We start from the raw sequence: 13,732 nt of genomic DNA, 5'->3' as shown, positions 1-13,732 counted from the left end.
ACTGCCATGAACCGCCGCACGCTGCTCGCTACCTTGTCACTGCTCGCGCTCGCCGCCTGTGGGGGGACCAAGACCAACGACGGCAAGACGCTGACCGTCGCCGCGACCGCAGTGCCGCACGCCGAGATTCTTGAGTCGATCAAGCCAACGCTCGCCAAGGAAGGCGTCGACCTCCAGATCCGCGTCTTCAACGACTACGTCCAGCCCAACCTGCAGGTCGAGCAGAAGCAGATCGACGTCAGCTATTTCGAGACCAAGCCGTATCTCGACGAATTCAATGCCTCGCGCGGCACGCATCTCGTGACCTATGCTGGCGTCCACGTCGAACCACTCGGCGCCTATTCGCGTAAGTGGAAGTCGATCGCGCAGATCCCCAACGGCGCGACCGTCGCGATCCCGAACGAGCCGAGCAACGGCGGCCGCGCGCTGCTGCTGCTCCAGAAGGCCGGGCTGATCACGCTCAAGAACCCGACCAACCCGCTGTCGAGCCTCAACGACATCGCCACCAACCCGAAGAACCTGCAATTCAAGGAACTAGAGGGTGCCACCCTGCCGCGCACGCTCGGCGAGGTCGATCTCGCGCTGATCAACACCAACTACGCGCTCGACGCGAAGCTCAACCCGGTCCGCGACGCGCTCGCGATCGAGGACAAGAACAGCCCCTACGTCAATTTCGTCGTCGGCCTGCCCAGCGGCGAGAAGGATCCGCGCGTCGTGAAGCTGATCGCCGCGTTGCGCAGCCCGGCCACCAAGACCTTCATCGAGCAGCATTATCGGGGTGCGGTCCTCCCGGCGTTCTGATACCGGCGCGACCCCAGTCCGCGTAATCCTCGAGGCTCCATGACGGTCGTCGCCGCGTATCTCTATCGCCATGGCAAGCGCGTCCGCGCGGTCTCGATCGACGAAAAGGTCGATTGCCCTGCGGATCGTTCCGAGTTCGTCTGGATCGGCATCTGCGACCCGACCGACGCCGAGATGCGGACGCTCAAGCACCAGTACAACCTCCACCCGCTGGCGGTGGAGGACGCGATCAAGGCCGACCAACTGCCCAAGGTCGACGTCTATGGCGACCAGCTGTTCGTCGTAGCCCGTACCGCGCAGCTCGAGGACGACAAGATCGCATACGGCGAAACCGCGATCTTCGTCGGCCACAGCCACATCATCAGCGTCCGCCACGGCTCGGCGCGCTCGCACAAGGCACTCCGCGAACAACTCGAAGCCGCACCGACGCTGCTGATAAACGGCGTCGACTACGTCCTCCACGCAATTCTGGATTACGTCGTCGACGGCTATCTCCCGATCGTCGAGAGCATCGAGGACGAGGTGCTGGCGATGGAGCAACGCACGATCGACGCCTTCCTAGGCCGCGACGAGATCGTCCGCATCTTTGGGTTGAGGCGCGAGATGATCCGCTTCCAGCGTATCCTCGGACCGATGGGCGAGGTCGCGAGCAAGATCGTCCGCCTCGACCTGCCGTGCATCGACACCGAGGCAAAACCGTATTTCAGCGACGTGCTCGACCACGTCCGCCGCGTGCAGACGATGGTCGAGGGCCTGCGCGAAGTGCTGACCTCGGTGTTCGAATTCAGCAATCTGCTCGAACAACAACGCACCGGCGCCATCACCCGCCAGCTCGCCGCCTGGGCCGCGATCCTCGCCGTCCCCACCGCGATCGCCGGGATCTACGGCATGAACTTCGAGAACATGCCCGAGCTGAAGACGGAATACGGGTATTTCGTCGTGCTGGCGGTGATCGGTGTCGTCTGCGCCGCGCTGTACGTGAAGTTCAAACAGGCGAAGTGGCTGTAGCGGAACCGATCACCCACTCCGTCATGCCGGGCTCGTTCCGGCATCCACCGATCCGCATACTCGCCGACCGTCGATACGCGGCACGGTAGACCCCGGAACTAGTCCGGGGTGACGCGGGGATGCAGCCGTCCTCTACTGCATCCTCCCCCGCCAGGGGGAGGTGGCTGGCCCTTGCCAGACGGAGGGGGAGGTAAGGGATAACTGTGTTGCGCGTTCCTCCCCCTCCGTCACCTTCGGTGCCACCTCCCCCTGGCGGGGGAGGATCGAAGAGCAGCTCAAACCTTGACGAGCATCTTCCCCATATTCCCACCCGAGAACAGCCCAAGAAACGCATCCGGCATCGTCTCGAGCCCCTCGTGCACCGTTTCCTGCCGCTTCAGCGTCCCCGCCGCCAGCATGCCGCCCATGTCCTTGTAGAACTCCTCGGCGCGATTCATGTAATCGCTGACGATAAACCCGCGGATCTGCACGCGGTTACCGATCAGCCGCGCGAGGTACTTCAGCTGCGTCGCCGCGCCGCTGTTATACACGTCGATCATCCCGCATACCGCGAACCGCGCGTGCATATTCGCATGTGCCAGCGCCGCGTCGAGATGCTCGCCGCCGACGTTATCGAAATACACGTCGATACCTTTCGGAGCAGCCTCGCCAAGCGCCTTCACCACCGGCACATCGCTCTTATAGTCGATCACCGCATCCGCACCGAGCGACTTCACCCACGCGCACTTTTCCGCGCCGCCGGCCGAGCCGATCACCGTCATGCCCTTGGCCTTGGCGACCTGCACGACCGTCGATCCGACCGCACCCGCCGCCGCCGACACGAACACCGTATCTCCAGCCTTCGCCTCGGCAACCTGGAGCAGGCCGAAATACCCGGTCATCCCCGGCATGCCGAGCTGACCCAGGAACGCCTGCGGAGGCACATCGAGCGCGGGCAGCTTCTGCACCTGCGCGGCCGGCACCACCGCCTCGTCGCGCCAGCCCGCCATGTGCAGCACCATGTCGCCGACCTTGATGCCGTCGTCATTGCTCTCGACCACTTCGCCGACCGCGCCGCCCTGCATCGCCTCGCCCAGCGCGAACGGCGGGACATAGCTCTTCACGTCGTTCATCCGCCCGCGCATGTACGGGTCGACCGACAGCCAGCGATTAGCGATCCGCACCTCGCCGGCGCCGAGCGCGGCCGTGTCGAGATCGATCATGGCGAAGTCGGTATGCTTCGGCATGCCTTGCGGACGTGCCTTCAGGCTCCATGCACGGGCCATAAACTTGCTCCTGTCTTGATTATTCGTGTTGCGGGTATGGCGAAACGCACACTCAACGCAACCTGCAAAAAGGCCCGGACGTTTCCGCCCGAGCCCCTGTTCGGCTGACATCATGCGACGCCAGCCAACGCTTTCAACCAGTTAGTACGTGGTCGAACCCGACTTGCCGAGCGTGTCCGACGTCGTGCCAGTGGTCGTACCGCCGGTCGTCGTGCTGCCGGTGGTCGTGCCGGTGCCCGATGCCGTGCCGGTCGCCGTGCTGCCAGTCTGCGAACTCGAAGCATAACCGCTAGTGCCGGCATCCTTCTTGTCGCCGCCGGTGCGATCACCGTACTCGAACATCGCCGAGTTGCGCTCTTCTTCCTTCCACGCCGCCTTAGCCTCATCGGCCGACTTCGACAGCGTCACCTTGCCGTCAACGGTCTTGATCCAGCGCGACGGGATCGAGTGATGCACGCCGCCCGCATCGCGGTCGTTCTTGGTCAGCAGGATCCGGTCGCCCTTCACCTTGTCGACTGTGCCGACATGGCTGCCGTCAGACCCAACGACTTCCATATGCTCGGTAACCTGCGACAGCGAGTTACGCTGGCCCTGGCGCTCGGTACGCCATGACGAGAACTCGTTCTCGAACTTCGAGCGGTTCTCGTTGCGATACTCGTCATAGTCGCGGTCGAGCGCCGCGATCTGCGTGCTCCGCCAGCCATGATAATGATCGTCATGGGGATGCGAGGAACGGCTGCCCTGCTGCCGGTCGTAGCGCTCGTCATACCGTGCATCCGCCTCGCGACGGCGCTCCGCCTCGTCGTCACCGAACCACGATCGCACTTCGTCACCGGCGCGGGCAATGAAACCGCGATCGTCATAGTCATAGCCCTGCGGCTGGCGACCATAGCCACCCTGCGGCCCACCACGGTCCTGACCACCACGGTCGGGAGCACGTCCGCCGCGATTGAAGTCCTGACCGCGTTCCTGATAGTCTCGATTACGCCCCTGATTGCGATAGTCGTCATCGGCGTGGCGATTGGGGCCTACGTCCGCGAAACGGCGGCCGTCCGAGGCATAGCTGCCATGATACTCGCTGCTGCTGCCATAGGGCTGCTGCGAGCCGCCGCGATCGTTCGGCTGATAGTTTCCGTACGAACCACGGCCGCCACGGTCCTGCGACGCGTAGTCCCGGCCGTAAGTGTCGCTGCGTCCGTAATTGTCGCCGCGGCCGTAATTGCCGCTGCGGGGGCGGCTGTCGCCTGCGGAGCGATCGGTGCGGTCGTCGCGGTCATATTCGCCGGCGGCTTCATATTCGCGTGCGCCGGAGCGGCCATAGCCGCCGCCATCGGTACGGAAATCGCGCCCATAATCCTGCGAGTTGGGGCGACCGTAATAATCGCTGGAATTGGGGTCGCGGGTATACCGTTCGTAAGCCATAGGAAACTCCTATTGTAACGTCCTGCGGTTGCCGGCGTCGTCGATTGCGACGTCGTACAGTCCGAGCGATACAAGCGTCGAAAACCGCTTATGTTCCTGTGGTTACGCGCGTGTAACGTCGATACGCCCCGCCACCGCGACGACCCGCGCGCGCACGTTCTAGGCGCAAGGTCGGGCGGGGCGAGCGGACCGGTTGCATCGCCGAAAACGACGGGCTAATGGCTCGATCATGGCCAATGGCCAACCGCGCGGGGCCGTAGCTCAGATGGGAGAGCGCTGCAATCGCACTGCAGAGGTCAAGGGTTCGATTCCCTTCGGCTCCACCAGCGCGCGTTGCCGATGGTTTATGCCGCCACGCCCTGCCCTCAGACCGCAAAGGGTGCGTGCGATCAGCCGATCGGCAGGTTGAACAGCAGTTCACGGACATAGCGCACCGGGGGCGAACCGTGGTTCAGCAGTTCGTCGTTGTACCGCTTCAGGTCGAACGCCGCACCCTGGCGCTTCTTCGCCTCGTCGCGCAACGCCATATGCTCGGAATAGCCGGTGAAGTAGCTCAGCAACTGAGTGGAGCCGAGCGACGCGCGAACCCATTTGCCCGCCGCTTCGCGCTCCTGCTGAAACGCGGTGTGCGTCATGAGTTGCATCGCCTGCTCGCGCGTCATGCCTTCGGTGTGGATGCCGATGTCGAGCAGCGAGTTCGAGATCGAGCGCAGCCGCATCTTCAGCACGGTCAGCTTGAAGAGCGGATCGCCGTTCATGAAACCCTCGTCCGCCATCATGCCCTCGGCATAAACCGCCCAGCCCTCGATGAACGGCCCCGAACCGAGCACCGCGCGCAGCGTCGACTGCGTGGCGTTGGCGTGCGCGAGCTGGAGGAAATGGCCCGGCATCGCCTCATGCACCGCCAGGTCGTGGATCATATAATCGTTATATTCGCTGAGGAACGACGTCGCCTGCGTCTGGGTCCAGTCGTCCGGCACCGGCGACACCGCGAAGAACGTCCCTAGCCCCTTCTCCAATGGCCCCGGCGAGTCGCAATAGGCGACCGCGACACCCTGCTGGAACTTGGGCATCGTGATGATCTTGACCGGACCGTCGGGCATTCCGACCAGTCCCTTGTCGCGAACGAACGCAGTCGCCTGCGCCAGGGCCTTGGTCGACGCGTCGATCATGCCGTCACGCGCCGGGCGCTTGGCATAGGTGAGCGCCAGCGCGGCCTGGATCCCGGCCTGCTGCTGCGCGTCGGTCGGGCGCTCGGGGAGCAGCACCGCGCCGGGCTTGGCGCCGAGCACCTGACGCGCGATCGCATACATCTGCGCGCGCGTATCGACGATCGCAGCCTGTGCGCGTTGCTTGATCTCGGCGCGCGTCAGGTCCGACTGGAGCGCAAAGGCGAGCTTCCTGTCGTACAGTGCCGCGCCCAGACGGAAGTCGCCCCGAGCGCCGGGTACGAGCGTCTTGTCGAGCCACACCTGATGCTCGGCGACCGCGGTCTTGAGCTTGGCGAGCGCCGCGTCGAACCGCTTGGCGTCCGCCGCCGACAGCTCCCCGCGATGCGGCGCGAGCATGCTCTCGGCGATATCGACGATGCCGCTGTTCTGCTTGGCGACCGTCGTGGCGTAGATCGACGGCACGCGCGCGACCACGATGTTCGCGCGCGCCTGCGCCAGCAGCGCCGGCAACGCCTCCATCCGCGCGGTCGCCGCGTTCAGGCGCTGCGGCCACGGCGCGAAATCGCGCGCGGCGAGCGAATAGAGCGAGCTGCCGGCGATGTCGTTATAGACCTGCGGGTCCCACGCCCACCCGCCGAGCGTCTCGGTATCCCAGATGTCGTAGCGCAGCGCGTTGTCGAGCAGCGCCGCATCGACCTGTTCCTCGCGCGACAGGGTCTTGCGGTCGATGCGCTGGAGATCGCCGAGCATCGCTTTCGAGAAGGCCTCGCGCCTGGCACGTCCAGCCGGCGACATATCGGTGACCTGCGTGTCGTACCGGTGATCGCCAAGCCCGGTCGCCGACGACGGATTGAGCCGGGCGAGGCCGTCGACATAGCGCTTCGACAGCGACGCGAATGCGCTCGTCTGAGCCTGCGCGGGGGACGCCGACGCCGGAATCGACGACACGGGCAGCGCCAGGATCGCGGCGCCGAGCAGAAGACGGAAATTGCGCATCATGAATTCCTGACGATCAGCGTTGTGGCGCGAGTTGCGCGTTCAGATAGACGGTGACGAGCGCAGCACGCTTGGCGTCCTCGATCTTGTCGGCACCGGCGGCATGACCACCCTCCGGGTTCTCGTAATAGAAGAACGGATCGCCGTACGCCTCCAGTCGCGCCGCGAATTTGCGCGCGTGGCCGGGGTGGACGCGGTCGTCCTCGGTCGAGGTGTAGATGAACGGTGTCGGATATTTCACGCCGCGCCTTAGGTTCTGGTACGGCGAATATCGCGAGATGAACGCCCAGTCGGCGGGCTTGTCCGGGTCGCCATATTCACCCATCCACGATGCGCCAGCCGACAAATGCGAATAGTTTCGCATGTCGAGCAACGGCGATCCCATCACGATCGCGCCGTAGAGATCGGGGCGCTGCTCCATCGCGACGCCGACCAACAGACCGCCGTTCGATCGGCCCGATACCGCTATCCTCCGCTTGGCGCTAACCCCGGTCCGCACCAGATCGTCGCCCACCGCATGGAGATCGTCATACGCTTTTTGCCGGTTCTCGCGCAGCGTCGCCTGATGCCAGCGCGGGCCATATTCGCCGCCGCCACGGATGTTGGCGAGCACGAAGGCGTTGCCCTCCTCGACCCAGAACAACCCGGCGGGGCCCGAGCGATAGGGCTGGTCGACCAGATAGGTCGGCGTCTGCGCGTTGCGGAAACCGCCATACGCATGGACCAAAGCGGGCACCGGACCGGTCGAACCCTTTTTGCGCACCAGGAAATAGGGGATCTTCGTGCCATCCTTCGAGGTCGCGAACCGCTGCTCGACCTGCATCGTCGACGCGTCGAACCGTGCCGGCAACGTATCGACGGCGACTGGCTTCGCGTTCGGACGAACCGCGTAGAGCGCCGGTGGGCTCAGAAACCCCTCGACCATCGCGAACGCCAGGTCGTCCTTGCCTGCGGTCGCCTCCAAGTGGATCGTCGACGCGGTCGGCAACACCGAAACCGATTGCGTCCAGAACCCGTCCGCACCGCGCGTTAAAGACACCAGTCGCCCCGACACGTCGTCGAGCATCTTCACCCACAGCACCGACTTGCTCGAATCGACCTGCTCGACCGCCTGGGTCGAGGTCGGGACCAGCACGCGCTCGATGGCCGGCGACCGACCCGCCAGCAGGTCGGCGATCGAATAGGCCACCACCGCTCCCGCCGGAATACCGCGCCAGTCGGACGACAGCGTTGCGATCAGCCGGCCGTCGAGCACGGTGTCGATCACCGCATCGTCGGGCAATGGCGTCGCCACGAGCCGCCCGTCAGTGGCGATATGACTGCGCTTCGAATGGAAGAAGTCCGTATCGCGCGCCACCAATGCGTAACGCCGCTCGCCCTCGGTGAAGACGGTCGTATCGATCCCCACGTCGGTTCGCGCCGCGCTCGCGATCTCGGTCGCGGCGGTCAGCGGCGTGCCACGCCGCCACAGCTTGGCGGTCCGCGGCAGGCCCGACGTTGTCAGGCTGTCCGGTCCGAAATCGGTCGCAACGTACAGCGCGTCCGGTCCCGCCCAGTTCACCCCGGTCTTGAACATCGGCACGACGAAGCCGTCGGTCACGAACTTGCCCGATGGAATGTCGAACTCGCGCTCGACCACCGCATCGCCGCCGCCGTTCGACAGTGCGACCATGCAGCGATCATATGACGGCGCACGACAGGTCGCACCCTTCCACACCCAGCTCTTGCCTTCGGCCTTGCCCAGCGCGTCGACGTCGACCAGCGTCCGCCACACCGGCTTGCCGCTGGTAAACGACGCGAGCGAAGCGACCCGCCACAGCCCTCGCGGGTTGGCCTTGTCCTGCCACAGGTTCACGACCTGATCGCCGAGCACCTGGTCCGGCGTCGCGATCTGCCGCGCATCCTGCAACAGATCGAGCGCCCGCTGCCGATAGCGCGCATAGTCCGGCTTCGCCTCCAGCGCCGCCAGCGACCGCGTGTTCCACCGCTTGACGGTTTCCAGCGCACGCGCGCCGTGAATGTCCTCGAGATAGGCGTTCGGATCGATCGCGGCGGTCTGGGCGATCGCGGTGGTGGAAAGGGCCAGGGCGGCAATTAGCGGCAGGCGGAAGGGCATCGTCACTCTTTCTCGGTTCGTCCAGCCGACCTTACGCCCCGCGGGTGCACTCCGGTAAGCCAGTCGACGAAAAAATGTCAGCGCGCCTTCCGTACCCTCGGCATCCTGCCTGCGTCAGCTACTGTGGTCCGCGATGATCTTCCATGCACCGCCGCGCCGCTCGAAGACGAGACTGGTCATGCCGGTTTCGACCGTCGAAGACCCGGTCAGCGTCCAGCGCGCGATCAGCATGGCGTGCGCCGGATCGATCCCGCGCATCTCGAGGAATGCGAACGACAGCGTGCCTCGGCTATTGCCGGCGCCCATCGTCCCCGGCCGGAAGCTCGGCCGATACTTGTCGGCGATCGCACTCTTGCCGCGCAACAGGCCCTTGGGCGTCACGAACACCGCGTCATCGGCATACACCGCCATGAACCGGGCAAGATCGCCGGCATTCCAGCCCGCCGCGCTCGCTGCCATCGTCTGGCGGATCGCGGTCTCCAACGGAATCGCCACGGGCGTGGCGGCGGTCGTCACGACCGCGATCGGCGCCATCATCGCTACCAGGAACAGAGTGTGCATCGTCATTCCCCGATTGTTGAACCGCTCACTCGCGCGCCATCAGTTCGAGTAGCGCCGCCTCGCCGACCGGCTCGGACAGCAGAAACCCCTGGTACAGGCTGCACCCGCCCGCCGCGAGCAGTTCGAGTTGCGCCGGCGTCTCGACGCCTTCGGCGATCACCGCAAGCCCCAGCGAGCGCGCCATCGTGATCGCCCCCGCGACCACGACCCGGTCGCGCGCGCTGCCCGTGATGTCGCGGACCAGCGACTTGTCGATCTTCACATAGTCCATCGGCAACGATTTCAGATAGGCGAGGCTCGAATAGCCGGTTCCGAAATCGTCGATCGCCACGCGGCACCCCGCCCCGCGCAGTTCCGCCAGCAACGTGGACGCCACCGACAGGTCCTCGATCAGCCCCGTCTCGGTAATCTCCACGGTCAGCCGGCCGCGCGGAAAACCGCTCTCGTCGATCCGGGCGAGGAACAACGCGGCAAAGCCCGGCCGGGCGATGTCGGCGGCGGTCAGGTTGAGTGAGACCCGGAGCGTGCCGAGCGCCGCCGGCCATGCCACCGCGCGCGTCAGCACCAGACGCTGGATGTGATCCGACAGGGCGATGCCGAGATCGGCACGGTCGGCGGCGGCGAACAGCGTATCCGCACCGAGCGGCCCGAGCTTGCGGTGATCCCAGCGCGCCAGTGCCTCGACCCCGGTGATTTTGCCGCTCGCGATCTCGACCTGCGGCTGCCAGCGTATGTCGATCTCGTCGAGCTCGATCGCGTGGTGCAGATCGATCGCGAGCGCGTCGACCGGCGCGACGCCGTCCGGCAGCGCGACGTGCAGCACCGCGCCATCGCTCGCCTTCGCATCGGCCAGCGCACCGCTGGCGCGTCGCAGTAGTGCCGATGCGTCGTCGCCGGGCTGGCGTTGCGCCACGCCGAACCGGCAGCCCAGCACGGCGAACGCGTCGGCGACCGGGAACGGGCGGGCCAGCGCCGCGTCGAGCGCGGTGATCGCCGCGGTAACTGCGGGGCCCGATGCCTCGACGATCAACGCGAACTCCGCGCCGCCCAGCCACGCGACGATCGCGTCCACGCCGACCGCCTCCAGCGCAACCGTCTGCGCACGGCGCACCGCGGTCTCGATCAGCGCGTCGACCGCGGGACGGCCATGCGCTGCGTTGACGATATCCAGTCGCGACAGCGACGCCAGCACCACCGCCACCGGCCGGTCCGCGGCGATCCGGTCGGCGATCCAGCGCCGCGCATCCCCTGCTTCGCGATCGAACCCGGAAACGCCGGGTACGCCGCGTCGCTCGACCGCGCCGGTCGTCGCTACGCAGCCCGACGCACGTGCGGCATGGCGTCCGGCGAATCGCAGCGCCTGCACCAGTTCACCCGCTCCTGCCGGGCTGGCAAGAAACTGCGTCGCGCCGCCGTCGTAGAACTCGCCGATAGCCTCGACGTCACCGCGCGACACCAGCACCAGCAGCGCGCCACCGTTGGTCGCGACCAGCGAGCCGAGCGTTCGCGTCGCCTCCAGCGCGGCATCGAGCGCACCCCGCGCGTCGATCAGCGCGACCGCCGCACCGCTTGCGAGATACCGGCTTTCGATCGCGTCCGCATCGCCGACCACCACCCCGTGCCAGCCGGCCCCAGCCAAGGTCTGTGCGATATCGTCGCGGTGACGGAACGATACCGCGAACAGCGTCGTTGCCGTCTGTATGTCTTCCATTTCTATCGCACCCCGCCCCATCGGTGCGAACCTAGCCGCCGAGCCGGCCGCCGCCAATCCACGAACAGTCTTGTTACGGGACGAAGCAGAGCCTAGCTCCGATACCATGAACCATGCCCTGCCCCTGCGCGAGCCTGTCCTGCCGGCCAAGCCTTTGCAGGACACGCATGGCCGGACGATTAAGTATCTGCGGATATCGGTCACCGACCGCTGCGATCTGCGTTGCCGCTATTGCATGGCGGAGCAGATGACCTTCCTCCCACGCTCCAAGCTGCTGAGCCTCGAGGAGATCGCGATCATCGCCGAGCGCTTCATCGCGCGCGGGGTGACCAAGATCCGGTTGTCCGGCGGCGAACCGCTCGTGCGTCGCGATGTCGCGGAGCTGGTCCGGCGCCTCGGTCACAATATCGGCTCCGGGCTGGAAGAGCTGACGATGACCACCAACGGCACGCGCCTCGCGCAGCATGCGGAGGCGATGGTCGATGCGGGTATCCGCCGGGTCAACGTCAGCATGGACAGCCGGGACCCCGCGCGGTTCCGCTACATCACGCGGCATGGCGATGTCGATCAGGTGATCGGTGGCATTTACGCCGCACGCGACGCCGGGCTGGCGATCAAGATCAACATGGTCGCGCTGAAGGGCTTCAACGAGGACGAGATCGCGCCGATGCTGGGGTGGTGCCGCGACGAGGGCTTCGACCTGTCGCTGATCGAGACCATGCCGCTCGGCGCGATCGACGAGGACCGTACCGATCGTTTCCTGCCGCTCACCAAGGTGTTCGACGAGCTTGGCCAGCAGTTCACGCTCGTGCGTGACGCCCACAAGACCGGTGGCCCGGCGCGCTACTGGAATGTCGACGGCACGCGCACCAGGCTCGGAGTGATCTCGCCGCTGACCGCCAATTTCTGCGACGGCTGCAACCGCGTCCGGCTGACCACCGAGGGCAAGCTCTACATGTGCCTCGGCCATGACGATCAGGTCGACCTGAAGGCGGCATTGCGCGATGGCGGCGTCGCAGGTCTGGATGTGGCAATCGACGCCGGGCTGTACGCCAAGCCGAAGGCGCATGACTTCCGGATCGGCATCGGCGAAGGCCCCGCCGTCGCGCGTCACATGAGCGTTACCGGCGGATGAGCCGGTACGAGCGGCGGGCGCTGGTCGCGTCCACCACCCCGGCCGCGCGCACCGCGGAGGCCGAACTTCTGGACATGGCCGACTGGGTGCCGGTAGAGGATGCCGACGTCGTCATCGCACTCGGCGGCGATGGCTTCATGCTCCAGACGCTTCACACCATGCTGGAGCGCCGCAAGCCGCCCGTGCCGGTGTTCGGGATGAATCTTGGCACCGTCGGCTTCCTGATGAACGAATGGCGTCACCACGGCCTCACCGACCGGCTGGACCGCGCCAAGCCGTTCAAGGTCGTGCCGCTGAGCATGACCGCGACCGGCGTCGATGGCCGCACCCACACGCTGCCCGCAATCAACGAGGTGTCGTTCCTGCGCGAGACCCGCCAGACCGCGAACCTCGAGGTCACGGTCAACGATCGCATCGTCCTGCCCGAGCTTGCCTGTGACGGCATCCTGGTCGCCACCCCGGCCGGATCGACCGCGTACAACCTGTCCGCGCAGGGCCCGATCCTGCCGCTCGGCTCGGGCATGATCGCGCTCACCCCGATCAGCCCGTTCCGACCGCGCCGCTGGCGTGGCGCGATCCTGCCCGACAAGGCGCGGATCGGCGTGCGCGTGCTCGACGCCGGCAAGCGCCCGGTATCCGCAGTCGCCGACCAGCGCGAGATCCGCGACGTTGCGCAGGTCGACATCTGCATGGACCGCGCGCGCGAACTCACGCTGCTGTTCGATCCCGAGCATGCGCTCGACGACCGGATCACGATGGAACAGTTCATCGCCTGACCGCGGTTTATCGCGGACTTTACATTTTTGCGGCGAAACCCGCTTGCATCGTCCGACCGGCCGTTTATAGAGCCGCCTCCGGCAACGTTCCCTGATAGCTCAGCGGTAGAGCTCTCGACTGTTAATCGAGTGGCCGTAGGTTCGAATCCTACTCAGGGAGCCATTTTCCAGCCGGTTTGGTTCGCGCAATATGTCGCGAAATCCGAGCGCCCCGGGCTTCATAATTAGACTGCAGATACGGTCGCAAACGTCGCCGCCGCATGGCGTGGCGTTACGTCACTGCGACGGAACGCCGCGCGAGTCTCCAACTTCCAGCCAATAGCCGTCGGGATCCTGCACGTAGATCTGGCGGACGCCGTCGAACCGGAGTTGCATCGTCCGTGGTTTGCCTGCGAGATCGGTCCACACCAGTCCGTGCCGGTCGAGCCACGCGGTCACGCTAGCAAGATCGTCGACGTGCAGCGCCAGATGCTCGTTGCGGTTCGACGGCTTGGGCGCGGTTCGTCCGTCGAGGATGTGCAGCGCCAGTCCGTGACCCAGGTCCAGCCAGCGACGGTTCTTGAGCGGAGTCGGGATCAACCGCAGCCCGAACGCCTCGTGGTAGAAGGCCGCGCTGCGATCGATGTCCGCGGCCTGGATCGCGACATGCTCGGCCTGTGCCGGGGCTTCGACGGCGGGCGGTGCGGCCGGCTTGACTGCCGCCTGGGTGGCGGCGGCAAGGACGAACAGGACGGGATACGCGATCATCGGCGGGTTCTTCCTGAAGCTA

General features: G+C 65.9%; 11 protein-coding genes and 2 tRNA genes. 6 read left to right on the top strand and 7 right to left on the bottom strand.

Annotated elements, in window-relative coordinates:
• Nucleotides 1–6 precede the first annotated feature (6 nt).
• On the top strand, nucleotides 7–801 hold the full coding sequence (locus O6Y00_RS08535; protein WP_353442151.1) for a MetQ/NlpA family ABC transporter substrate-binding protein: 795 nt from the start codon (nucleotides 7–9) through the stop codon (nucleotides 799–801).
• A 39-nt stretch (nucleotides 802–840) separates the two neighbouring features.
• Nucleotides 841–1,809: a magnesium and cobalt transport protein CorA gene (locus O6Y00_RS08530; protein ID WP_353442150.1), complete on the top strand. Its 969-nt coding sequence runs from the start codon at nucleotides 841–843 to the stop codon at nucleotides 1,807–1,809.
• Nucleotides 1,810–2,084: 275 nt separating this feature from the next.
• Here the strand turns inward: O6Y00_RS08530 and O6Y00_RS08525 are convergent, their stop codons facing one another.
• Together O6Y00_RS08525 and O6Y00_RS08520 are read right to left on the bottom strand one after the other, a co-directional pair.
• Nucleotides 2,085–3,074 carry an NADP-dependent oxidoreductase gene (locus tag O6Y00_RS08525; RefSeq protein WP_353442149.1) on the bottom strand — a complete coding sequence of 330 codons (990 nt, stop codon included), beginning with the start codon at nucleotides 3,072–3,074 and terminating at the stop codon, nucleotides 2,085–2,087.
• A 141-nt stretch (nucleotides 3,075–3,215) separates the two neighbouring features.
• Nucleotides 3,216–4,496 (bottom strand): DUF2171 domain-containing protein, encoded by a 1,281-nt coding sequence (locus O6Y00_RS08520; RefSeq protein WP_353442148.1) that lies wholly within the window; start codon nucleotides 4,494–4,496, stop codon nucleotides 3,216–3,218.
• Nucleotides 4,497–4,746: 250 nt separating this feature from the next.
• Here O6Y00_RS08520 and O6Y00_RS08515 point away from each other — a divergent pair.
• Nucleotides 4,747–4,822 (top strand) — tRNA-Ala (locus tag O6Y00_RS08515).
• A 63-nt stretch (nucleotides 4,823–4,885) separates the two neighbouring features.
• Here O6Y00_RS08515 and O6Y00_RS08510 read toward each other — a convergent pair.
• The 4 genes from O6Y00_RS08510 to O6Y00_RS08495 form a co-directional block, all read right to left on the bottom strand.
• Nucleotides 4,886–6,664, bottom strand: a complete 1,779-nt coding sequence (locus tag O6Y00_RS08510; protein WP_353442146.1) for a DUF885 domain-containing protein — start codon at nucleotides 6,662–6,664, stop codon at nucleotides 4,886–4,888.
• A gap of 16 nt (nucleotides 6,665–6,680) precedes the next feature.
• The gene (locus O6Y00_RS08505) at nucleotides 6,681–8,780 is read right to left on the bottom strand and encodes a prolyl oligopeptidase family serine peptidase (protein ID WP_353442145.1); all 2,100 of its coding nucleotides are present in this window, start codon (nucleotides 8,778–8,780) and stop codon (nucleotides 6,681–6,683) included.
• 114 nt (nucleotides 8,781–8,894) lie between these two features.
• Nucleotides 8,895–9,341: a YybH family protein gene (locus O6Y00_RS08500; RefSeq protein ID WP_353442144.1), complete on the bottom strand. Its 447-nt coding sequence runs from the start codon at nucleotides 9,339–9,341 to the stop codon at nucleotides 8,895–8,897.
• Between the two features lie 25 nt (nucleotides 9,342–9,366).
• The gene (locus tag O6Y00_RS08495) at nucleotides 9,367–11,052 is read right to left on the bottom strand and encodes a bifunctional diguanylate cyclase/phosphodiesterase (protein WP_353442143.1); all 1,686 of its coding nucleotides are present in this window, start codon (nucleotides 11,050–11,052) and stop codon (nucleotides 9,367–9,369) included.
• A gap of 106 nt (nucleotides 11,053–11,158) precedes the next feature.
• Here O6Y00_RS08495 and moaA point away from each other — a divergent pair, with 106 nt between their 5' ends.
• The 3 genes from moaA to O6Y00_RS08480 all read left to right on the top strand — a co-directional run bounded on the left by moaA (nucleotide 11,159) and on the right by O6Y00_RS08480 (nucleotide 13,126).
• Nucleotides 11,159–12,187 carry a GTP 3',8-cyclase MoaA gene (moaA, locus tag O6Y00_RS08490; protein ID WP_353442142.1) on the top strand — a complete coding sequence of 343 codons (1,029 nt, stop codon included), beginning with the start codon at nucleotides 11,159–11,161 and terminating at the stop codon, nucleotides 12,185–12,187.
• Nucleotides 12,184–12,963: an NAD kinase gene (locus tag O6Y00_RS08485; RefSeq protein WP_353442141.1), complete on the top strand. Its 780-nt coding sequence runs from the start codon at nucleotides 12,184–12,186 to the stop codon at nucleotides 12,961–12,963. Before moaA ends, O6Y00_RS08485 begins: the two co-directional genes overlap by 4 nt.
• Nucleotides 12,964–13,051: 88 nt before the next feature.
• Nucleotides 13,052–13,126: transfer RNA gene (locus O6Y00_RS08480), tRNA-Asn, on the top strand.
• A gap of 113 nt (nucleotides 13,127–13,239) precedes the next feature.
• Here O6Y00_RS08480 and O6Y00_RS08475 read toward each other — a convergent pair.
• Nucleotides 13,240–13,710, bottom strand: coding sequence for a VOC family protein (locus tag O6Y00_RS08475; RefSeq protein ID WP_353442140.1), 471 nt, complete (start codon nucleotides 13,708–13,710; stop codon nucleotides 13,240–13,242).
• Nucleotides 13,711–13,732: the final 22 nt, after the last annotated feature.

The sequence above is a fragment of the Sphingomonas faeni genome (assembly GCF_040407565.1).
In the GTDB taxonomy this organism is placed as follows: domain Bacteria; phylum Pseudomonadota; class Alphaproteobacteria; order Sphingomonadales; family Sphingomonadaceae; genus Sphingomonas; species Sphingomonas faeni_F.
The sequence above is the reverse complement of the archived record's forward strand: the minus strand, read 5'-3'. Positions and strand labels throughout refer to the sequence as shown.